This is a genomic window from Shinella sumterensis, from assembly GCF_004514425.2.
GTDB classification, from domain to species: Bacteria; Pseudomonadota; Alphaproteobacteria; order Rhizobiales; family Rhizobiaceae; genus Shinella; species Shinella sumterensis.
Genome location: NZ_MYFN02000007.1, coordinates 1 through 21,257, shown reverse-complemented (window position 1 = coordinate 21,257; position 21,257 = coordinate 1). Strand labels below are relative to the sequence as shown.

General features: G+C 64.5%; 19 protein-coding genes, 1 tRNA gene and 1 riboswitch. Of the genes, 14 read left to right on the top strand and 6 right to left on the bottom strand.

Annotation, left to right across the window (positions count from 1 at the left end):
* Nucleotides 1-126 precede the first annotated feature (126 nt).
* From pstC to phoB, 5 genes are all read left to right on the top strand, one after another.
* On the top strand, nucleotides 127-1,611 hold the full coding sequence (pstC, locus tag B5M41_RS14060) for a phosphate ABC transporter permease subunit PstC (RefSeq protein WP_134647817.1): 1,485 nt from the start codon (nucleotides 127-129) through the stop codon (nucleotides 1,609-1,611).
* On the top strand, nucleotides 1,608-2,927 hold the full coding sequence (pstA, locus tag B5M41_RS14055) for a phosphate ABC transporter permease PstA (protein WP_134647815.1): 1,320 nt from the start codon (nucleotides 1,608-1,610) through the stop codon (nucleotides 2,925-2,927). The genes pstC and pstA overlap by 4 nt, the downstream gene beginning before the upstream one ends.
* Before the next feature lie 13 nt (nucleotides 2,928-2,940).
* Nucleotides 2,941-3,756, top strand: coding sequence for a phosphate ABC transporter ATP-binding protein PstB (pstB, locus tag B5M41_RS14050; protein ID WP_134647813.1), 816 nt, complete (start codon nucleotides 2,941-2,943; stop codon nucleotides 3,754-3,756).
* A gap of 104 nt (nucleotides 3,757-3,860) precedes the next feature.
* The gene (gene phoU / locus B5M41_RS14045) at nucleotides 3,861-4,589 is read left to right on the top strand and encodes a phosphate signaling complex protein PhoU (RefSeq protein WP_134647811.1); all 729 of its coding nucleotides are present in this window, start codon (nucleotides 3,861-3,863) and stop codon (nucleotides 4,587-4,589) included.
* Nucleotides 4,590-4,608: 19 nt separating this feature from the next.
* A complete protein-coding gene (gene phoB, locus B5M41_RS14040) occupies nucleotides 4,609-5,292 on the top strand; it encodes a phosphate regulon transcriptional regulator PhoB (protein WP_134647809.1) in 684 nt (227 codons plus the stop codon).
* A 117-nt stretch (nucleotides 5,293-5,409) separates the two neighbouring features.
* Here phoB and B5M41_RS14035 read toward each other — a convergent pair whose 3' ends face one another.
* Complete coding sequence (locus B5M41_RS14035; protein WP_134647807.1) at nucleotides 5,410-5,949, bottom strand: GcrA family cell cycle regulator; 540 nt, start codon at nucleotides 5,947-5,949, stop codon at nucleotides 5,410-5,412.
* 424 nt (nucleotides 5,950-6,373) lie between these two features.
* Between B5M41_RS14035 and B5M41_RS14030 the strand changes: the two genes are divergently transcribed.
* The 3 genes from B5M41_RS14030 (at nucleotide 6,374) to B5M41_RS14020 (ending at nucleotide 9,694) form a co-directional block, all read left to right on the top strand.
* Nucleotides 6,374-7,564, top strand: a complete 1,191-nt coding sequence (locus B5M41_RS14030; RefSeq protein WP_134647805.1) for an aspartate aminotransferase family protein — start codon at nucleotides 6,374-6,376, stop codon at nucleotides 7,562-7,564.
* A gap of 29 nt (nucleotides 7,565-7,593) precedes the next feature.
* Nucleotides 7,594-8,505, top strand: coding sequence for an ornithine carbamoyltransferase (gene argF, locus B5M41_RS14025; RefSeq protein WP_134647803.1), 912 nt, complete (start codon nucleotides 7,594-7,596; stop codon nucleotides 8,503-8,505).
* 196 nt (nucleotides 8,506-8,701) lie between these two features.
* Nucleotides 8,702-9,694 (top strand): Hsp33 family molecular chaperone, encoded by a 993-nt coding sequence (locus B5M41_RS14020; RefSeq protein WP_134647801.1) that lies wholly within the window; start codon nucleotides 8,702-8,704, stop codon nucleotides 9,692-9,694.
* 180 nt (nucleotides 9,695-9,874) lie between these two features.
* Here B5M41_RS14020 and apaG read toward each other — a convergent pair whose 3' ends face one another.
* Nucleotides 9,875-10,267 carry a Co2+/Mg2+ efflux protein ApaG gene (gene apaG, locus B5M41_RS14015; protein ID WP_134647799.1) on the bottom strand — a complete coding sequence of 131 codons (393 nt, stop codon included), beginning with the start codon at nucleotides 10,265-10,267 and terminating at the stop codon, nucleotides 9,875-9,877.
* A 123-nt stretch (nucleotides 10,268-10,390) separates the two neighbouring features.
* On the bottom strand, nucleotides 10,391-11,575 hold the full coding sequence (locus tag B5M41_RS14010) for an O-succinylhomoserine sulfhydrylase (protein WP_134647797.1): 1,185 nt from the start codon (nucleotides 11,573-11,575) through the stop codon (nucleotides 10,391-10,393).
* Between the two features lie 43 nt (nucleotides 11,576-11,618).
* Nucleotides 11,619-11,697, bottom strand: a riboswitch (SAM riboswitch).
* Between the two features lie 78 nt (nucleotides 11,698-11,775).
* Between B5M41_RS14010 and B5M41_RS14005 the strand changes: the two genes are divergently transcribed.
* Together B5M41_RS14005 and B5M41_RS14000 are read left to right on the top strand one after the other, a co-directional pair.
* Nucleotides 11,776-12,882, top strand: coding sequence for a 2'-deoxycytidine 5'-triphosphate deaminase (locus B5M41_RS14005; RefSeq protein WP_160870134.1), 1,107 nt, complete (start codon nucleotides 11,776-11,778; stop codon nucleotides 12,880-12,882).
* A 63-nt stretch (nucleotides 12,883-12,945) separates the two neighbouring features.
* Nucleotides 12,946-13,019, top strand: a tRNA-Gly gene (locus tag B5M41_RS14000).
* Between the two features lie 128 nt (nucleotides 13,020-13,147).
* Here the strand turns inward: B5M41_RS14000 and B5M41_RS13995 are convergent.
* Complete coding sequence (locus B5M41_RS13995) at nucleotides 13,148-15,136, bottom strand: glycosyltransferase family 2 protein (protein WP_230640088.1); 1,989 nt, start codon at nucleotides 15,134-15,136, stop codon at nucleotides 13,148-13,150.
* 94 nt (nucleotides 15,137-15,230) lie between these two features.
* Here B5M41_RS13995 and B5M41_RS13990 point away from each other — a divergent pair, with 94 nt between their 5' ends.
* The gene (locus B5M41_RS13990; protein ID WP_329959093.1) at nucleotides 15,231-16,052 is read left to right on the top strand and encodes a transporter substrate-binding domain-containing protein; all 822 of its coding nucleotides are present in this window, start codon (nucleotides 15,231-15,233) and stop codon (nucleotides 16,050-16,052) included.
* 9 nt (nucleotides 16,053-16,061) lie between these two features.
* Here the strand turns inward: B5M41_RS13990 and B5M41_RS13985 are convergent, their stop codons facing one another.
* A complete protein-coding gene (locus B5M41_RS13985) occupies nucleotides 16,062-16,724 on the bottom strand; it encodes a S24 family peptidase (RefSeq protein WP_134647793.1) in 663 nt (220 codons plus the stop codon).
* 94 nt (nucleotides 16,725-16,818) lie between these two features.
* Nucleotides 16,819-17,724: a DMT family transporter gene (locus B5M41_RS13980; protein ID WP_134647791.1), complete on the bottom strand. Its 906-nt coding sequence runs from the start codon at nucleotides 17,722-17,724 to the stop codon at nucleotides 16,819-16,821.
* A 256-nt stretch (nucleotides 17,725-17,980) separates the two neighbouring features.
* Between B5M41_RS13980 and B5M41_RS13975 the strand changes: the two genes are divergently transcribed.
* Genes B5M41_RS13975 through B5M41_RS13965 form a run of 3 tightly spaced genes read left to right on the top strand, consistent with a single transcriptional unit; the run spans nucleotide 17,981 to nucleotide 20,970 of the window.
* Nucleotides 17,981-19,477: a sensor histidine kinase gene (locus tag B5M41_RS13975; protein WP_134647789.1), complete on the top strand. Its 1,497-nt coding sequence runs from the start codon at nucleotides 17,981-17,983 to the stop codon at nucleotides 19,475-19,477.
* A complete protein-coding gene (locus B5M41_RS13970; protein ID WP_134647787.1) occupies nucleotides 19,474-19,920 on the top strand; it encodes a response regulator in 447 nt (148 codons plus the stop codon). Before B5M41_RS13975 ends, B5M41_RS13970 begins: the two co-directional genes overlap by 4 nt.
* Nucleotides 19,921-20,970, top strand: a complete 1,050-nt coding sequence (locus B5M41_RS13965; protein ID WP_134647785.1) for a sensor histidine kinase — start codon at nucleotides 19,921-19,923, stop codon at nucleotides 20,968-20,970.
* Nucleotides 20,971-21,257: the final 287 nt, after the last annotated feature.

Here is a 21,257-nt window from a genome sequence, read left to right as displayed (position 1 = left end):
TCTGGCTTCCGGGCGGGGACGCCCACGTCATGTTCTTCGGCCGGGAATGGGGCGCCCAGTCGAACGGTCGGAGCGGGCGATTTGGCACGCTCAGGGCGGATGATCTCGCCAGGAGACTTTCCTAAAATGAGTATTTCACTTCTCTTGCTCATCATCGCCGTGATCGGCGTGGCGGGCTATCTTTTCGGAAGCTGGCGCGCCAACGCGCTTGCCGGCGGCAAGCTTTCGAGCCTGCATTCCCGTCCGGGCTACTACGGGTCCTTCGTCGCCATCTGGTCGGTCCTGCCGGCTCTCGTCGTGATGCTGGTCTGGATCATCGCAAGCCCGATCTACATCAGCTCGACGGTTCGCGGCGGCTTTCCCGAAGAGGTGAAGGCCACCTCCCAGGCCGAGCAGAACCTCGCCTACAACATGATCGGCGCCATCTCGCGCGGCCTGAACACGCTGTCGGCCGAAGAGCGCGAGGCGATGTTCGCCGACAGCGCGACCGCCCGCACCGTGCTGGCGGCCAAGGGTGTTCCGCTCGCCGCCGATCCGGCGCCCTACATGCTCACGTCGGCCGACGATCTCAACCGCATGACGAAGGCGAGCGGCACCTTCCTGTCGATCCTCGTCATCGTCGCGGCCCTTGCCGGCGCCTTCGTCTCCTACCGCGCGATCGCACCGAAGTTCCGCGCCCGCAACCGCGTCGAAGGCGTGATGCTGGTCAGCCTCATCGCGGCCTCCTCTATCGCCATCCTGACGACGGTCGGCATCGTGGCCTCCATGGCGACGGAAGCCATCCATTTCTTCAACATGGTTCCGGCCTGGGAGTTCTTCTTCGGCACGACCTGGGATCCGCGTTTCGCCGCGGCGGGCGCCACGGCTTCCTCCGGCCAGTTCGGCCTGATCCCGCTGCTTGCCGGCACGCTCTATATCGGCTTCGTCGCCATGCTGGTCGCCGTGCCGGTCGGCCTCTTCGCCGCCATCTACATGTCGGAATATGCCTCGCGGACCGTGCGCTCCGTTGCCAAGCCGCTTCTCGAAGTGCTCGCCGGCATCCCGACCATCGTCTACGGCTTCTTCGCCCTCATCACCGTCGGCCCGTTCCTGCGCGATATCTCCGCCCAGCTGAACGGCCTGGTCACCGGCAATTATGCAAGCTTCATCCAGGCGCAGAGCGTTCTGACGGCCGGTATCGTCATGGGCATCATGCTGATCCCCTACGTCTCGTCGCTGTCGGACGACATCATCACCGCCGTACCGCGCGCCCTGCGTGACGGTTCGCTCGGTCTGGGGGCGACTCGCTCGGAAACCATCAAGCGGGTCATCATGCCGGCAGCGCTGCCGGGCATCGTCGGCGCTCTCCTGATGACCGCCTCGCGCGCCATCGGCGAAACCATGATCGTGGTGCTCGCGGCCGGTGTCGCCGCCCGCATGCAGCTCAATCCCTTCGAGCCGATGACGACGGTGACGGTCAAGATCGTCAACCAGCTGACGGGCGACCTCGAATTCACCTCGCCGCAGACGCTGGTAGCCTTCGCGCTCGGCATCACGCTCTTCGTGATCACGCTCTGCCTCAACATCTACGCCCTCTACATCGTGCGCAAATACCGGGAGCAGTACGAATGAGCCAGGTCTCCACAAGCCCCGCCCTCGGCATCGCCACCAAGCCCGAACGCCGCGATATCGGCCTGCGTCGCCGTTACGCCGCCGAACGCCGCTTCCGCCTCTACGGCATGGCGGCAATCGCCTTCGGCCTGCTGTTCCTCTTCCTCCTGCTGTTTTCGGTCGTCTCCAAGGGCTACACCGCATTCCAGCAGACGATGATCACCATCCCGATCGAGTTCTCGGAGCAGATCATCGACAAGAACAACGAGCGCGCCACCAATCCGCAGAAGCTCGTGACCGCGAACTACCCTGTCGTCGCGCGCAACGCGCTCGCCAAGGTGCTCGGCGTCAGCGAGGACGACCGTGCCGGCCTGAAGGCCGTCAACGGCATGATTTCCGACAGCGTGCGCGTGCAGCTGCGCAATCTCGTGACCGCCGATCCGTCGATCATCGGCACGACGCAGACCGTGACCGTCCTGGCGCACGGCGATCTCGACTCCGCCTTCAAGGGCCAGATCGATCTCACCGTGCCCGAAACGAACCGCAAGGTCTCCGACAAGCAGGTCGGCTGGATGAACCAGCTTGCCGAGAGCGGCGCCCTTTCCAAGCACTTCAACACCGGCCTCTTCACCAACGGCGCATCGAGCCGTCCGGAGGCCGCAGGCGTGGGCGTGGCACTCATCGGCTCGCTCTACATGATGCTCATCGTGCTCGTCCTGTCGCTGCCGATCGGCGTTGCCGCCTCGATCTATCTCGAAGAGTTTGCCCCGAAGAACCGCTTCACGGATCTCATCGAGGTCAACATCAACAACCTCGCCGCCGTGCCCTCCATCGTTTACGGTCTGCTCGGTCTCGCCGTCTTCATCAACTTTGCCGGCTTCCCGCGCTCGGCGGCCCTGGTGGGCGGTCTCGTGCTGACCCTCATGACGCTGCCGACGATCATCATCGCGACGCGTGCTGCGCTGAAGGCGGTGCCGCCCTCGATCCGTGCGGCAGCACTCGGGCTCGGTGCCTCCAGGATGCAGACCGTGTTCCATCACGTCCTGCCGCTCGCCATGCCGGGCATCCTGACCGGCACGATCATCGGGCTTGCCCATGCGCTCGGCGAAACCGCGCCGCTGCTCCTCATCGGCATGGTCGCCTTCGTCGCCGACGTTCCGGCAACGCCGATGGACCCGGCGACGGCGCTTCCGGTGCAGATCTACATGTGGGCGAACGAGGCCGAGCGCGCCTTCGTGGAGCGCACGTCGGGAGCCATCATCGTGCTCCTCATCTTCCTCATCCTGATGAATGTCGGTGCGATTCTCCTGCGCCGCCGTTTCGAACGACGCTGGTAGAAGGACCGGTCATATGAACATGATGTCAGAAGCAGCAGTCGAGAAAGCCCTGGACAGACAAATGAACGACATTTCCTACAAGATGATCGGCAAGGACGTTTCGGTTTATTACGGCGAGAAGCGCGCCCTCTATGACGTGAACCTGAACGTCCGCGAAAACACCGTCACGGCGCTCATCGGCCCGTCCGGTTGCGGCAAGTCGACCTTCCTGCGCACGCTCAACCGCATGAACGACACGATCGACGGCTGCCGCGTCACCGGCCGCATCACGCTCGACAGCGACGATATCTACGATCCGAACATCGATGTCGTTGAATTGCGCGCCCGCGTCGGCATGGTCTTCCAGAAGCCGAACCCGTTCCCGAAGTCGATCTACGAGAACGTCGCCTACGGCCCGCGCATCCACGGCCTCGCCAAGGCGAAGGCCGACATGGACGCGATCGTCGAACAGAGCCTGCAGAAGGCCGGCCTGTGGAACGAGGTGAAGGATCGCCTGCATGAGGGCGGCACGGGCCTCTCCGGCGGCCAGCAGCAGCGCCTGTGCATCGCACGCGCCGTTGCCGTCAGCCCGGAAGTGATCCTGATGGACGAGCCCTGTTCGGCGCTTGACCCGATCGCCACCGCAAAGGTCGAGGAACTGATCCACGAGCTGCGCGCCAATTTCACGATCGTCATCGTGACGCATTCCATGCAGCAGGCGGCCCGCGTGTCACAGCGCACCGCCATGTTCCACCTCGGCAACCTCGTCGAGGAGAACGATACCGACAAGATGTTCACCAACCCGGATGACCAGCGCACGCAGGACTACATCATGGGCCGCTTCGGCTGACGTTTTGGTCGCCTTAGCCCCAAGCAATTCCAGCAAAAGTGTGAAGCGGTTTTGCGTTCGGAATTGCGTCGAAAAAACACGTCTCGTGTATTAAGGACAGAACGATGTCATCGACCCATATCGTCTCGATCTACGATGAAGAATTGAAATACCTCTCCCGCCGCATTTCCGAGATGGGCGGCACGGCCGAGCAGATGGTGGCGGATTCCGTCCGCGCCCTCGTTTCCGCCGATGCGGCTCTGGCCCAGAAGGTCATTTCCGAGGACGTCATCCTCGACAATGCCGAGCGCCAGATCAACGAGAAGGCGATCGTCACCATCGCCAAGCGCCAGCCGATGGCGGCCGATCTGCGCGAAATCATGGGCACGATCCGCATCGCCGCCGAGTTGGAGCGCGTCGGCGACCTCGGCAAGAACACCGCCAAGCGGGTGATCGCCGTGCAGAGCTCGGGCATGCCGCGCAAGCTCGCGCGCGGTCTCGAGCATCTTGCCGAACTGGCGCTGATGCAGCTCAAGGAAGTGCTCGATGTCTTCGCCACCCGCTCGGTGGACAAGGCCAAGGCGATCCGCGAGCGCGACGACGAGATCGATGCGATCTACACCTCGCTGTTCCGCGAACTCCTGACCTACATGATGGAAGACCCGCGCAACATCACGCCCTGCACCCATCTCCTGTTCTGCGCCAAGAACATCGAGCGCATCGGCGACCATGCGACCAACATCGCCGAAACCATCTACTACATGGCGACGGGCTCCCAGCCCGAGGGCGAGCGCCCGAAGGACGACACCTCGACATCCGTCGTCACGGCCGATGTCTCCGAAGCTTCCGAGTAAACTGGATAGGGTTCGCTACATGGTGCCCAGAATTGCCGTCGTGGAAGATGAGGAGGCGCTGAGCGTCCTCCTGCGTTACAATCTCGAGGCGGAGGGTTTCGAGGTGGATACGATCCTGTCCGGCGACGAGGCGGAGATGCGCTTGCAGGAGCGCATGCCCGATCTTCTCATCCTCGACTGGATGCTCCCGGGCGTTTCCGGCATCGAGCTGTGCCGGCGCCTGCGCCAGCGTCCGGAAACCGAGCGGCTGCCGATCATCATGCTGACGGCGCGCGGCGAGGAGAGCGAACGCGTGCGCGGCCTCGCCACCGGTGCGGATGACTACGTGGTCAAGCCCTTCTCCACGCCGGAACTTGTCGCCCGCGTGCGGGCCATGCTGCGCCGTGCCAAACCGGAAGTGGTCTCCACGGTGCTGCGCTGCGGCGATATCGAGCTCGACCGCGAGACGCACCGCGTTCACCGCCGCACGCGCGAGGTGCGCCTCGGCCCGACGGAGTTCCGCCTCCTGGAGTTCCTGATGACCTCGCCCGGCCGCGTCTTCTCGCGTTCGCAGCTTCTCGACGGTGTCTGGGGGCATGACATCTATGTCGACGAGCGTACCGTCGATGTGCATGTCGGACGCCTGCGCAAGGCGCTCAACTTCGCCAACATGCAGGATGTCATCCGCACGGTGCGCGGCGCCGGCTACTCGCTGGAAACCTGAACGACGCATTCCTCCCAAGGACGCAAACGGGCCCTTCGGGGCCCGTTTGCGTTCCGGCAGGCCGCGCAAATGAAAACGGAGCCTTTCGGCCCCGTTTCTAGTCTTCTGTCGCCGGTGTCACCGTGCCCGGCGGCGCTCGGCCGAAGGCTGGTAGGCGAGACGCTGGTGATAGGTGCAATAGGGCGAATTGTCAGGGGACTCGCAGCCGCAGAAATGGAAGTCGTCGTTCAGCGGGTCGCCGATCGGCCACTTGCAGGTGCGCTCGGTGAGCTGCGTCAGCTCCAGCTTGCGCGACATCGGCACCACGACGTTCTTGCCGCTGATCACGACGGGCAGGTTCTCGGCCTGTGCATCGAAATCGGTGTCGATCTCATCCTTGGCAAGGGCGTTGCCCACCGGCCGGCTGACCGGACGGGGCGCGTTGGCCGGACGCGCGGTAAAGTTCGAGGGACGCGGGGTGGCCTGCGCCGGGCGCTTCGGGCGGGCCGAAGCGGGCGTGCCGCCGGCCTTGGCGCGGCCGGGCAGGTTGAGCCGGTGCACCTTGCCGATCACGGCGTTGCGGCTGACGCCGCCGAGCTGCGCCGCGATCTGGCTGGCACTGAGGCCTTCGCTCCAGAGCTTCTTGAGTTTCTCGACCCGCTCGTCTGTCCAGTTCATGCTCTCGTCTCCGTTCGGCGCTCGCTGTGCGGGAATCCCTCATCGCGCCACGAACGAATCCGTAGCCTGAGCGCCCTAACTCTGGTGGTGACTAGTTCCGCCGCATGCAGTCTAGTAATTGACCCTTAACCTAGAGTTCGGGGGACTCTGTGACAAGAGTCGGGGGAATCGGGGCGAATCGATTTCAGAGTTTTCCCCAACTTGCTGGTAGGGTGTGACTCGATAGCGACACTGTCCATGCATGCTGTGAATCCTCACCTTGCGGGAGGTTCAGTGCGATTTGGAGCTATGCATTTTATTGACATCACGGCCTGAAATGCCGATAGTGCAGCATGCCGCCGAAAGGCGGCTTTTGATTTTTCTGGCAACCGGAAAGTCAAGCCCCCGAATTTCTTTTCCGCATCCCTTTTGGAGGATACGCGCCATGGCCGATGCCGCGCCGCTCTATGAAACCTATATGCGTGCGCCGCTCCGGTTCACGCACGGGGAGGGCGTCTGGCTGATCGACGAGAACGGCGAGCGATATCTCGATTTCGCCGCCGGCGTGGCCGTCAGTTCGCTCGGCCACGGCCATCCCCATCTCGTTTCCGCGCTGAAGGAGCAGGCCGACAAGGTCTGGCACCTCTCCAATCTCTATGAGGTTGCGGGCCAGGAAAGCCTCGGCCGCCGGCTGACGGACGCGACCTTCGCCGAAAAGGTGTTCTTCACCAATTCGGGTGCGGAAGCGCTGGAATGCGCGATCAAGACCGCGCGCCGCTATCATTTCGCCAAGGGGCATCCGGGCAAGTTCCACATCATCACCTTCGAAGGCGCGTTTCATGGCCGCACGATCGCGACCATCGCCGCCGGCGGACAGGAAAAGTACATCGAGGGCTTCGGACCCAAGGCCCCGGGCTTCCTCAAGGTTCCCTTCGGCGACATCGCCGCCGTCAAGGACGCGATCACCGAGGAAACCGCGGCGATCCTGATCGAGCCCGTTCAGGGCGAGGGCGGCCTCAGGCCGGTGCCGAAGGAATTCATGCAGGAGCTGCGCCAGCTCTGCGACGAATACGGCCTGCTGCTCATCCTCGACGAGGTTCAGACGGGCGTCGGCCGCACGGGCCGCCTCTTCGCCTATGAGCATTCGGGCGTCGCACCCGACATCATGGCGATCGCCAAGGGTATCGGCGGCGGCTTCCCGCTCGGCGCCTGCCTTGCAACGGCCGAGGCGGCATCGGGCATGGTGGCCGGCACGCACGGCTCGACCTATGGCGGCAATCCGCTCGCCATGGCCGTCGGCAACGCCGTGCTCGACGTGGTGCTCGCCGATGGCTTCCTGGAGCATGTGCGCGATGTCGCCCTGGTCTTCCGCCAGGGCCTCGCGGCGCTGCAGGACCGCTTCCCCGACATCATCGAGGACGTGCGCGGCGAGGGCCTGATGCTCGGCATCAAGGCACGCATTCCGGTCGCCGATCTCCTGAAGGCGGTTCGCGCCGAAAAGCTGCTTGCCGTGCCGGCGGGCGACAATGTGCTGCGCCTTCTGCCGCCGCTGATCACCACGGCGGAAGATGCACGCGAAGGGCTCGCCCGCATCGAGCGGGCCGCCGAAAAGCTGAGCGCCGCCAAGGCCGCCTGAGCGCATAAGGGACTGGGACAGGACACATCATGGCCAAGCATTTTCTCGATCTTTCCGCCGTTTCGGAAAGCGATCTCCGCGTCATCATGGACGATGCGCATGCGCGAAAGGCCGCCAACAAGGCCGGCACCGAAGCCAAGCCGCTGGCCGGCAAGATGCTGGCGATGATCTTCGAGAAACCGTCCACCCGCACCCGCGTTTCGTTCGATGTCGGCATGCGCCAGCTCGGCGGCGAGACGCTGTTCCTGTCGGGCACGGAAATGCAGCTCGGCCGCGCCGAGACCATCGGCGACACGGCCAAGGTCCTGTCGCGCTATGTCGATGCCATCATGATCCGCACGACCGACCATGCGCGCCTGCTGGAGCTGGCGGAGCACGCCACGGTTCCGGTCATCAACGCGCTGACGGATCTCACCCATCCCTGCCAGATCATGGCCGACATCATGACCTTCGAGGAGCATCGCGGCTCCACCAAAGGCAAGACCTTCACCTGGACGGGCGATGGCAACAACGTGCTGCATTCCTTCGTCGAGGGCTCGGCCCGTTTCGGCTACACCATGAAGATGGCCGTGCCGATGGGCTCCGAGCCTGATGACAAGATCCTCAACTGGGCGCGTGACAACGGCGGCAATATCCTGCTCGGGCACGATGCCGAGGCGATGGTCGACGGCGCCGATCTCGTCGTCACCGATACCTGGGTCTCGATGAACCAGGAGCACCGCGCCCGCGGCCACAACATCTTCCAGCCCTATCAGGTCAACCCGCAGCTCATGGCGCGCGCCAGCAAGGACGCGCTCTTCATGCACTGCCTGCCCGCCCATCGCGGCGAGGAAGTCACCAACGAGGTCATCGACGGCCCGCAGTCCGTGGTCTTCGATGAGGCCGAAAACCGCCTGCACGCACAGAAGTCCATCCTCGCCTGGTGCTTCGGAGCCGTCTGAGGCCGTCTTGAAAAACGGCGCCGCCGGCACGATCTAGGGCCTATCGCAGAGGCGCCGCAAGGCGCTTTCACTGGCGCATGCCCGCCCGGTGTGGAATGATCCCGGCCGGCATATGCGCAATCAGGATAGAGTGCTGCCCCAAGCGGCCGGGCCTTGTGCCCGCCGGCATTGCGGCGCGTGAAGGAGTAGAATGATGATGGCGGAAACCGCCCTGAAACTCGGTGAGCCCGGCTATGCCGGCGATGACCACGTCCTGCCTTTCCAGGTCGAGGGCCTGGATGTGCGCGGCCGCGCCGTGCAGCTCGGTCCCATGCTGGATACCATTCTCGGCCGGCATGATTATCCCGCACCGGTGGCCCGCCTTCTGGCGGAAGCCATCGCGCTGACCGTGCTTCTCGGAACCTCGCTGAAATTCGAGGGCAAGCTGATCGTGCAGACCAAGGGCGATGGCCCCGTCGACCTGCTCGTCGCGGATTTCTCCGCGCCGCAGGATGTGCGCGCCTATGCCCGCTTCGATCAGGAAGCGCTCGATGCCGCCATCGCAGCCGGCGCGACGGAGCCGCATGAGCTGCTCGGCAAGGGCATCCTCGCCTTCACCATCGATCAGGGCGCGCATATGCAGCGCTACCAAGGCATCGTTCCGCTCGACGGCCATACGCTGGAAGAAATCGCCGGCGTCTATTTCCGCCAGTCGGAGCAGATCCCGACCAAGGTGCGCCTCGGCGTCGCCGAACTGTACGACCGCGATGCCGACGGCAAGGCGCGTCACCGCTGGCGTGCCGGCGGCATGGTCGCGCAGTTCCTGCCGCAATCGCCCGAGCGCATGCGCCAGGCCGACCTTCCCGGCGGCGACGGCGACGAGGCCGGCCACAAGATCGACGACGATGATCATTGGGCCGAGGCCAAGGCCATGGTCGAGACCATCGACGCGGATGAGCTGACGGATCCGAATGTCGGCACCGAACGGCTGCTGTTTCGCCTGTTCCACGAGCGCGGCGTGCGGGTCTACCCGCCGCAGCAGGTCTTCGACCGCTGCTCGTGCTCGCGCGAGAAGCTGAAGGGCGTGCTGGCAGCGCTCAGCGCCGAGGAGATCGCCCATACGGCGGACGAAAAGGGCGAGATCGCCGTCACCTGCGAGTTCTGCTCGACGACCTACCGCTTCGAAGCCGCGGAAGTCCTGCCGCAGTAAACGCTTGCGGCAACTCCCTCATCCGGCCTGTCGGCCACCTTCTCCCCCAGGGGAGAAGGGACCCAGCCGGACTGTTTTCCTGAGATCACTTTCGTGGACGCAAGGCGGGACTTTGCATCCCTCCCTTCTCCCCTCGGGGAAAAGGTGGCGGCAGCCGGATGAGGGGGGCCACCCCAACCCTCAATTCAGCGTGCGCGCCTGTCCCGGTGTATCCAGCGAAAAGGCGGGAATGGCGACGTCGAAGGCCTCGCCGTTTTCCGCTTCCATGCGGTAGCGGCCGAACATGATGCCGGACGGCGTTTCCAGCGGGCAGCCCGATGAATATTCGTAGGTGTCGCCGGGCCTGAGCACCGGCTGCTCGCCGATCACGCCCGGTCCATTCACCTCGTCCACCTGCCCGTTCTGGTCGGTGATGTGCCAGTAGCGCGTCACCAGACGCACGGCGATGTCGGAGTGGTTGGAAATGACGACCCGGTATCCCCAGACATAGCGGCTGTCGTCGGGATCGGACTGATCGGCCAGATAATATGGCTCTACGGTCACTTCGATGTCGCGGGTCAGCGCACGATACATGGGCAAGCCTTGAACTGAACGACCCCTGCTATTCTACACGAATAAGGTTTCGTCAAGGATAAGCGCAAAAGGCGCCGGCCTTGTGGCCGGCGCCTTTTTCAACTGTCGTCCGTCCTGGCGAAATCAGGCGGTGACCTTGGAGAGCGCGCGGGCGAAATCCTCGATCAGGTCGTCGCTGTCCTCGATGCCGGCCGACAGGCGCACGGTGCCGGCGGAAATGCCGAGCTCGGCGCGCGCCTCGTCTGTCAGGTTCTTGTGCGTCGTCGTCGCCGGATGCGTGATCAGGCTCTTGGCGTCGCCGAGATTGTTGGAGATCTTCACGACCTCGAGCGCATCCTGCAGCGCGAACGCCGCGTCCTTGCCGCCCTTCATCTCGAAGCAGACCAAGGTGGAGCCGCCCGTCATCTGCTTGGCGATGATATCGGCCTGCGGATGGTCCTTGCGGCCGGGATAGATCACGCGGGCGACCTGCTTCTGGTCGGCGAGGAAATCGGCGATGCGGCTCGCATTCTCCGTCTGCTGTTTCACGCGCAGCGGCAGCGTCTCGATGCCCTTCAGCAACGTCCAGGCATTGAACGGCGACATGGCCGGGCCGGTATGGCGGAAGTAGTCGTGCAGGTTCTCGTCGATCCACTGCTTGTCCGACAGGACGACGCCGCCCAGGCAGCGGCCCTGGCCGTCGATATGCTTGGTGGCGGAGTAGACGACGACATGCGCGCCGAGTTCCAGCGGCTTCTGGAAGAGCGGCGTGGCGAACACGTTGTCGACCACCACCTTCGCGCCGATCTGGTTGGCGAGCTTCGCCACACCGGCGATGTCGATCACTTCCAGCGTCGGATTGGTCGGGCTTTCCAGGAAGAACACCTTGGTGTTCTTGCGGATCGCGCCTTCCCAGTTGGCGAGGTCGCGGCCGTCGATCAGCGTGCACTCGATGCCGTATTTCGGCGCAAGCGTCTCCACCACCCAGCGGCAGGACCCGAACAGCGCGCGTGCGGCGACGATATGATCGCCCGCCTTGAGCTGGCAGAGGATCGCGGCGGACACGGCGGCCATGCCGGAGGCGGTGGCGCGGGCGTCTTCGGCGCCTTCCAGCATGCACATGCGCTTTTCGAACATGTCGTTGGTCGGGCTGCCGTAGCGGGCATAGATGAACCCGTCCGTCTCGCCCTTGAAGCGGGCTTCGGCCGCAGCGGACGTGTCATAGACGAAGCCCTGCGTCAGGAAGATGGCTTCGGCGGTTTCGCCGTGCTGGGAGCGGGTGGTTCCGCCGTGAACGAGTTGGGTGGCCGGACGCCAGGACTTGCTCATGTGATCGTCGCCTTCAAACAAAAAAACCGGCCGCAAAAGCAAGCCGGTTTCGAACCCGGCCTTTTTAGCTACTTGTTTTACGTGGCTGCAAGCCGGCCGGCCAAATCACCACGGGATAATCCGCTAATACTGCTTGGCTGCGCTTGCGTCAATTGCCGGCATTTGGTTTTGTGCGGTCCTTCTGACGGGACGGTACGACTATGGCTTCTGTGGTGCGCAGCACGGGCATTCTGGCGGATAACGCCATCCGCGGCTTGTTCGAAAGCGGGCGGCTGAAAAGCGAAGCCGCGCTGGATGACGACCAGATCCAGCCGGCGAGCCTCGATCTGCGGCTCGGCGCCAAGGCGTTCCGCGTGCGGGCAAGTTTCCTGCCCGGCCCGTCCCATCTCGTCGCCGACAAGCTCGACCGCCTGCAACTGCACGTCATCGATCTCAGCGAGGGCGCGGTGCTGGAAACCGGCTGCGTCTACATCGTGCCGCTGATGGAAAGCCTCGATCTGCCGGCCGAACTCGCCGCATCCGCAAACCCCAAGAGCTCCACCGGCCGCCTCGATATCTTCACCCGCGTCATCACCGACCGGGCGCAGGAATTCGACAAGATCCCGGCCGGCTATGCCGGACCGCTCTATCTGGAAATCTCCCCGCGCACCTTCCCCATCGTGGTGCGCCGCGGCTCGCGCCTGTCGCAGATCCGCTTCCGCAAGGGCAATGCGCTCCTCAGCGAAAACGAGCTTACGGCGCTGCATGTCAGCGACACGCTCGTCGCCAGCGAAACGCCCAATGTCTCCGGCGGCGGCATCGCCCTGTCGATCGATCTCAAGGGCACGGGGCCGGACGGCCTCATCGGCTATCGCGGCAAGCATCACACCTCCGTCGTCGATGTCGATCGCAAGAACCAGCACGACATCTTCGATTTCTGGGAGCCCCTGTTCAGCCGCGGCCGCAACGAGCTGATCCTCGACCCGGACGAGTTCTACATCCTCGTCTCGCGCGAGGCCGTGCATGTGCCGCCGCTCTATGCGGCCGAGATGACGCCGTTCGATCCGCTCGTCGGCGAGTTCCGCGTGCATTACGCCGGCTTCTTCGATCCCGGTTTCGGCCACGCGCCGGCCGGCGGTTCCGGCAGCCGCGCGGTGCTGGAAGTACGCAGCCACGAGGTGCCCTTCATCCTCGAACACGGCCAGATCGTCGGCCGCCTGATCTACGAGCACATGCTCGAAGCCCCCGCAGGCCTCTACGGCTCCGGCCTCGGCTCCAACTACCAGGCCCAGGGCCTCAAGCTCTCCAAGCACTTCCGCGCCGGGTGACGCCTGGCAGCAGCTTGACACATCCCGAGAACTGTTGAATGAGTGCGGCCTCGGCGCTGCCCTGCGGGTATGATGTAATGGTAGCCTGTCAGCTTCCCAAGCTGAACGCGCGGGTTCGATTCCCGCTACCCGCTCCAAAAAATTCAATTACTTACGGCGGCGGCGTGTCACTTCATGTCACTTGCTTGTTTTCAAGCGCGATTCGGCTCGCGCCTGTGTAATCTTCCGACTTGCCTCAAGACCGCCGCTCCGTTTTTGAACGGTTTTACAAACTCTGTTCCGCCTCCGACACCATTTGGTTTGTGACCGCCGTCTTCGCGTCTGTCTGCGCCGGGCGATGCGCGGTCTTGTTCCAGAAGAACGGATTGCTGCGCAGTTCGCGCACGGCGCGCCATGCGGCGCGGGAGGCGAGCAGCCAGTAGACGGGCGTCAGCATCCATTTGCGGCCGACGGCCGCCCGCTCGGGCAGTGTCATGCCCGCCCGTCCGAGCGCGATGAAGATGGCGTAGCTGCCGAAGATGTTCGCCATGTCCATGACGAACAGTGTCAGCTGCATCGGCCCCACGGTATAGGCCTGCCCCGATAGCAGCTGCCCGGTGATCACGGCGACATAGGCGACGACCAGCGGGTGGGCGAGCGAGGACAGGATGAGCCCGCCGATCAGCACCTGGAAGACGATGCTGGCGCCCAGCCCCATTTCCCTTATGAGCATGGAGGGGCGCCGCATCACCACCAGCCAGGTTTGCAGCCAGCCCTTGAACCACCGGCTGCGCTGGCCGAGCCAGGCACGGACCTCGGTCGGCGCCTCCTCGTAGGTCGGGCGGGTGAGCGTGCCGCAACGAAAGCCTTTCCGGTAAAGGCGCAGGCCGAGATCGGCGTCCTCCGTGACGTTGAAGGGATCCCAGCCGCCGACGGCCTGCAGGATGCGTGTGCGAAAATGGTTCGACGTGCCGCCGAGCGGCATCGGCATGCGCGCGGCGGCAAGGCGCGGCAACAGCACCCGGAAAAGGCCCGCATATTCCAGCGCAAAGAGTGCGCTTATCCAGCTCTCCCGGGCATTGGTGATGACGAGCGGCGCCTGGAGGCAGACGATCTCCGGTGGGCCGGCCTCGAAGGTGCGCCAGGCTTCCTCCAGCTGCATCGGGTCGATGCGGTCTTCCGCGTCGTAGATCACGAGATACTCGCCGCGCGCCGCGCCCAGCGCATAGGTCAGCGCTTTCGGCTTGGTGCGCGGCCGCCCGGGCGGCACCGCCACCACCTCGTATTGCGGGCCAAGACGCGTGGCAGCCAGCGCATCGAGCGTCGCCTGGTCGTCCGCCTCGCAGATCAGCTTGATGTCGAGGCGGCTCGCCGGCCATTCAAGCCTGTCCAGCGTGTCGATGAGCTGCGGGACGACCGCCGCCTCCCGATAGAGGGCGATGAAGATCGAATAGACGGGCCGGCGGCCGGCGGGGGGTGCCGGGCGCAGACGTTTCTGCTGCCGTTTCGTGGCGACGAGCGCCACGAGGCGGATGAAGAACGTGGCGAAGAAGAAGAAGCTGAGGACGATATGCAGCACAAGGAGCGTCGCCGTCGGCTCCGCGACGGTGAGCGCAAGTGTCAGCGTGAGCGCCGCGCCGGTATAAAAGCCTTGCCGCCCCCATAGCGTGATGCGTGCGCTCGCCTCGGGCGCGCTGCCGAAGAGCCGGTCGACGCTTTCGCGCAGCCGTCGCTTCCGGCCGGCCCGCCAGAGGGCGGACCGCAGGGCCGATGGTGTCGTTGCCACAAGCGTCGTGCGCAGGTCCGGCGACTGCGCCAGCCGCTCGGCCAGATCGCCGAGCCGCGCCGCGTTCGGCACGATCGCGGTGACGGGCGGCCGCACGGGATGGCGCAGACGAACGACTGTGGGATCGAGAAGCTGGCTGTCGGCGCCCGCGATATCCTCCACCTGGGCGGGATCGAGCTCGGGCAGGAAGGGGAGATCGAGGATCTCGGCAAGCGCCTCGTAATAGGTGCTTTCGAGGACCGCGCCGCTGGCCAGAAGCTCGGCCTCCAGCGTGGTGCCGTTGCGGTTCGCCCGCACCAGCATGTGCGATATGAGCACCTTGGAAATTCCGAGCCGGCGGAAGAGATGCGCTTCCGTCAGGAACTTCGGCGGGACGGGTGGATGCGCCGGCCGCGCCACATGACGTGCCGGCAGGACGCCGATTGCGGTAGCGAAAGCGATGTCGTCGGGATATTCTGCCAGTCGCATGCAGCCCGCAGCCGCTGTCACGGCTGCCCCCGTCTTAAACCCCAAGTTGATTGTAATGTGGTCGCGCAAAATTTCATCCCCTAAAATTTGCGGGTTCCTGGCGCTTTGCCTGTCGATGATGGCGGCCGTGCCGCTGCCGGCCGTGGCGCAGGACCGCAGCACCGTCGATCTTCCGATCCTGTTCGACACGCGCGAGCGCATCGCCCGGCCGGATCTCTCCGGCATCGTGCGGCTGCGCTTCCTGACGACGGTGGATTTTCCGCCCTTCAACTTCATCGACCAGACGGGCAAGCTCGCCGGCTTTCATGTCGATCTGGTGCGCGAGATCTGCCGCGAATTGCAGCTCACCGACAAATGCCAGATCCAGGCCGTGACCTTTCCGGAACTCGAAACTGCGCTGAGCGACGGCAACGGCGAGGCGATCGTGGCCGGCGTCGCCGTGACGGCAGACCTGCGCAAGCGCTTTGCCTTCTCGCGGCCGTTCATGCGCCTTCCCGCCCGGTTTGCCGTGGCAAAGGCGCGGTTGCCTTCCGGTGAGACGGCGGCCGCGCTCGACGGCAAGGCGGTGGGGGTCGTTGCGGCAAGCGCCCATGAGGCCATGTTGAAGGCCTTCTTCCCGCGTGTGACGGCGCAGGCCTTTCCCGACCGCGCGGCGCTGCTCGCGGCCTTGAAGGACGGCAAGGTCGACGCGGTCTTCGGCGACGGCATGCAGCTCGCCTTCTGGACGAGCGGCTCGGAATCGGCCGGTTGCTGCCGCCTGTTCGATGGCCCCTATCTGTCCGAGACGTTTCTCGGCGAGGGGCTGACGATCATGGTCCGCAAGGAGGACGAAGCCCTGGCCGGGGCCATGGATCACGCGCTTCTCGCCCTGTCGCGCAGCGGGCGCCTGCAGGAAATCTACCTGCGTTATTTCCCCATCAACCTCTATGGCGGGTGAGGGCGGGCGTTACTGGCTCGCCCAGATGATGCGGGCGATCCAGTCGACCTCTTCCATGTCGAAACTGCGGTTCGGATGCTCCGGGTTGAGCGACAGGAGCTCGATGGCACGCGGGCTCTGGCGGTGGAGCATCTTGGCCATGACCTCGCCCTCGCGCGTCTTGACGACCACCCGGTCGCCCCGGCGCACCTGCGCGCCCGGCTCGACGATCAGGATATCGCCGTCGCGGTAGAGTGGCAGCATGCTGTCGCCCTGCACCTCGAGCGCGTAGACGCCGGGCTTCCGGTCGGGAGAGGCGGGAAACTCCACCACATCCCAGCCCTGGCCGGCGGGAAAGCCGCCATCGTCGAAGAAGCCGCCGGCGCCGGCCTGTGCGAAGCCGAGCAGCGGTATCGTGCCGGCCTGCGGCGGAAAGGCGCCCTGCGGCAGGCCGCTGTCCCGGCCCGTGTCGCCCAGCGCGAAGAATTCGTCGATGGTCGCGGAAGTGGCGTCGAGCACCTTGGCGATGGATTCCGTCGAGGGCCAGCGCTGGCGGCCGTCGGCACCCTGCCGCTTCGACTTGTTGAAGGACGTCGGATCGAGCCCGGCGCGGCGGGCAAGCCCGGACGGGGAAAGACGGTTGCGCTCGGCGAGGGCGTCGATCGCCGCCCATATCCGGTCATGGGAAAACATACTGCGAAAACCCTGCCAAGGCGTTGGACCAGCCAAAGCCTGTCCGATGAGGCGGACTATAGCGAAGGACGTTTTTCGAGTAAAGAAAAAAGGATTATATTCCTTTTTCGCGTTTGGCGCGGTTCTCCGCCGCGATCCGCCGGGCCACGACGCTCTCGCGCCAGACGGTGAACATGCCGGCGCCCACCACGATGGCAGAGCCCAGCACCATGTTCACATTCAGCGTCTCGCCGAAGACGGTAACGCCGATGATCGCCGCCATCACCACCTGGAGATAGGTGAGGGGCTGCACGGCGGCGGCATTGAGCAGGTCGTAGGCGCGGATGAGGAAATAGTGGCTGGAAATGCCCGTCATGCACAACAGCCCCATCCAGAGCCAGTCGACGGGAATGAGATTGGTCCAGAAGAACGGGCCGATCAGCGAAAGCACCGCCGCGCCGGCAAGACCGGTGTAGAGAAAGCTCGTCAGCGAGGAATCGTCGCGGCTGGCAAGACGCGTGGTGATGGCGTAGAGCGCAAACATCAGCGCGGCCGCCAGCGGCACGAGCACGCTGGAATCGAACGCGCCGTCCGTCGGGTTGATGATGATCAGCACGCCCAAGAGGCCCACCGAGATCGACGTCCAGCGCCGCCAGCCCACCCGCTCGCCGAGCAGCGGCATGGACAGGAGCGCGACGAAGATGGGGCCGGAGGCGAGGATCGCCTGGGTATGCGCGAGGCCGACGGCATTGAAGGCCGTGATGACGACGACGATCTGGAGCGCGAGCAGCGTGCCGCGCAGGATCTGGAGAAAGGGACGTTTCGACCGGATGGCGACCCCCAGCCCGCCCGAACTGCGCGCGGCCATGATCAAGGCGAAGGCCGCGAACGCCCAGAACCGCAGCATGGCGATGAAGATGGGCGAATAGAGGCCGCCGAGATGTTTTGAAATGGCATCCTGAAGGCTGAAGATCAGGATGGCCAGGAGGGTAAAGACGTAGCCGGTTCGTTTGGAGTCCATGCCCTTGCGCATATACCCGCAGCGCGGCGCTTGCACGCCCAAACTGCGCTAAACCGACATTTCGTGCCGGCTCCGGCGGCAAGGAAATTTTTCCTGCGCCTCTGGCTGTCGGCCTTGCCAGCACTATATTGCGCATCACACACACGCTGCCGCAGTCTTTCAAAAGAATCCGGGCGTTACGCTGATCCGCTGTTTTCAATCCGGCGGGGGAACGATAATGTCCAGCGCATATGAAGCGGCGAAACCGGGGGGTGGAATGCCGATATCGAACGCCGCATTCGTGCGCTCGACCATAATCCTGTTCATCGCCGGCGTTTTCGCACTGCTCGGCATTGTCGGTACATCGTTGTGGCTCGTCGGCAAGGTGCAGTCCTATTTCACCGGTTTCGTCGAACAGCGCGAGGCGCGCCGGGCGTCGGCCGATCTTCTTTCGATCCTCAAGGATGCGGAAACCGGGCAGCGTGGTTTCATCATCACGGGCGATCCGGCATTCCGCGCGCCCTATGACGATGCGTTGCGCGGGGTCGCGGAGCAGAAGCAGGCCTTTGCCGACAGACTGGGCGGGCTGCCCGAATATGCCGGGGACGCGGAACGCGTCCAGCAGCTGGTGGTCGAAAAGCTCGACGAACTGGCCGGCACCGTCGACCTCATGTTGCAGGGTCGCCAGGCGGAAGCGATCGCACAGGTCAAGACCGACCGCGGCCGCATGCTGATGGACGAAATCCGCGATCGTCTCGGCAACATCATGGACGATGCGGACGAGCAGCTGCGCAAGGGCGTGGTGGATACGCTGTGGTCGGCGGGCGCCCTTCAATGGACGACGGTGATCGGCGCCATCGCCATCATCACCGTGCTGGGCGGCGCCATCATCATCATCGTGCAGTATACCCGCGACAACCTCGCGGCGCGGCGCGAGGTGGAACTGCTGAACGCCACGCTGGAAAAGCGCGTGGACGAGCGGACCGAGGAGCTGATACGCGCCAACCAGGAAGTGCAACGCTTCGCCTATATCGTCACGCACGACCTGCGTGCGCCGCTGGTCAACATCATGGGCTTTACCAGCGAGCTGCAGGCATCGCTCGCGGCCATCCAGAGCTACGTGCTCGCCGACGGCAAGACGCCGAGCGAGGCGGATATTCTCGAGGCGCGCCGTGCGGCGGGCGAAGACCTGCCGGAAGCGATCGGCTTCATCCGGTCCTCCACCAAGAAAATGGACGGGCTGATCAACGCCATCCTGAAGATTTCGCGCGACGGCCGCCGCGAGCTCAAGATCGAACGCGTCAATCTCAAGAACCTGGTCGAGGCCGGTGCTGCCGCGGTCAACCATCAGGTGAGCGAAGCCGACGGCGTCATCACCATCGCCGACAACCTGCCGACGGTCGTGTCCGACCGGCTTTCGCTGGAGCAGGTGTTCGGCAATCTGTTCGACAACGCCATCAAGTACCGCTTGACCGAGCGGCCGCTGCGTATTTCAATCACTGCGCGCAATGCGGGTCGGGCAGGCTTCGTCATCGAATTCGCCGATAACGGCAGGGGTATCGCCCCGGAAGACCATGAGCGGGTCTTCGAGCTTTTCCGTCGCTCCGGCACACAGGACAAGCCGGGTGAGGGAATCGGGCTCGCCCATGTTCGTTCACTGATGCGAAATCTCGGTGGTGATATCGTCGTGAAATCCGAAATCGGGCAGGGGACGACGTTCGTTCTGCGTCTGCCGCCCGACCTCAGCAAAGTTGTCAGGAGTATGCAGGCATGAACGGATTGGGCAAGGAAGTCACCATCGTGATGATCGAGGACGACGAGGGGCACGCGCGCCTCATCGAGAAGAACATCCGCCGGGCCGGTGTGCACAACGAGGTCGTGCCCTTCACCAGCGGCACCGACGCGCTCGATTTCGTGCTCGGCAAGGACCGTTCCGGCATGGCGAGCGCCGGACGCTTCCTGCTGATCCTGCTCGATCTCAACCTGCCCGACATGTCCGGCATCGATATCCTTCAGAAGATCAAGACGAATACCCACACCAAGCGCCTGCCGGTCGTCATTCTCACGACGACGGACGACGAGCGGGAAATCCAGCGCTGTTACGATCTGGGCGCGAACGTCTACATCACCAAGCCCGTCGAGTATGAAAGCTTCGCGCATGCGATCCGTCAGCTCGGCCTGTTCTTCTCCGTGATCCAGATACCCGAGTCGCAGTGAATGAGAGAAGGTCCGTTCCGTCTCCTCTACATCGATGACGATCCGATCCTGGCGCGCCTCGCCGAGCGCGCGCTTGGCCGTGTCGGCTATGTCGTTGTCCATGCGGAGGATGTGGAGCTGGGCCGCGAGCTGTTCGCCGAAGGCGGCTTCGACGCCGTGGTGCTCGATCATTTCCTGGCATCGGGCACCGGCCTTTCCTTTCTCAAGGAGCTCGCCAGCGCGCCGGGCGCGGTGCCGGTCGTCTATGTGACGGGGTCCAACGATGCGCAGGTCGCCGTCGAGGCGCTGAAGGCCGGCGCTGCGGACTATGTCATCAAATCCGTCGGCGACGATTTCATGCCGCTGCTGGCCAATGCGCTTGGCCAAGCGCTGGAGAACGCCCACCTCAAGCGCCTCAAACTGGAAGCCGAGCAGGAGATCCGCGCGGCCAAGGAGCGTGCGGAAGTGCTGCTGGCGGAGGTGAACCACCGCGTCGGCAACTCGCTGGCGCTGGCCGCCGCGCTCATCCGCCTGCAGATGTCGAGCGCCGTGGACGACGCGGTCAAGGAGGCGCTTTCCGAAACGCAGGCGCGCATTACCGCGATCGCCGGCATCCATCGCCGTCTCTACACCTCCGAGGATGTGCGCAATGTCGATATGGGCGCCTATCTCTCGACCCTTCTGACCGAGCTTGGGGCTTCCATGCAGGGCCATGAGCGCGATGTGCGGCTGAACCGCACGCTGGAGCCGCTGCATGTGCCGACCGATCGCGCGGTGTCGCTCGGCGTGATCGTGACGGAGCTCGTCACGAATGCCTTCAAATATGCCTATGGCGAAACGGGCGGCGAAGTGCGCGTCGGCTTCACCCGGCTCGATGGCGAAAATGCGCTTTTGTTCGTGGAAGACGACGGTATCGGCTGGCGCGGCGAAGGTCCCGTGCGCGGCACGGGCCTCGGCTCCAAGATCATCGGTGCCATGGCCACCAGCCTCGGGGCCCGGCTCGACTATGCGGCGCGGGAAATCGGAACGCGCGCCGAACTGCTGGTGCGTATCGTCGAACCGTCGCGCTGACAAAATCCCGCCTCCTGGAAAACGGCACAGGCCGAGCGCCACGCGGCGGTTTCGCCCGTGGTTTCAAAGAGCATTCGGACGGGGCGCCGGAAGCTGCCTCGACTGAGAATGAATAGGTGACACCTTCCGGCGCCCCGTTCGGCGGTTTTTGCCCGCGACTCCGGTCTCTCTGCAAGGATCGAAAAGGCGGTGTCCTTCGCCGGTTTCCGGAATGGCCAGTGCCGTTTGACAACCGTCGCGCACGCCTTGGCGCTCCGTGGAAGGTGTCTCCACCTCCCGGCCTTTCT